We start from the raw sequence: 273 nt of genomic DNA on the forward strand, positions 1-273 counted from the left end.
TCGGTCAGGAAGGCGTCATCGGACTGCGACAGGATGTCGACGATCGCATTGCCGATTGCGACGACATCGTAGGTGGGCTGGCTCAAGACGGAAAACTCCCAGGAAAATCTGCCGCCGCCCTATCGGCGAAACACCGCCACCACAACGACCCGCCGTCGACCCGACGACGCCGTGTCCGTCTGCTCGACGCCTGCGCGCACGAAGATGCTGTGGGCGCGCAGGGGCGCGCAGAAGAAGGGCGATCTCACGTAAACGATCCTCACCATGTTGACC

Annotated in this window: 1 protein-coding gene; it reads left to right on the forward strand. The window is 63.0% G+C overall.

Annotated features, from left to right (window positions below):
- Positions 1 to 273, forward strand: a 273-nt coding sequence (locus AC0IYH_RS31585; protein ID WP_471838188.1) for a hypothetical protein, incomplete at both ends; no start/stop codon positions are given.

This window comes from Pseudomonas sp. AC463 (assembly GCF_979253585.1).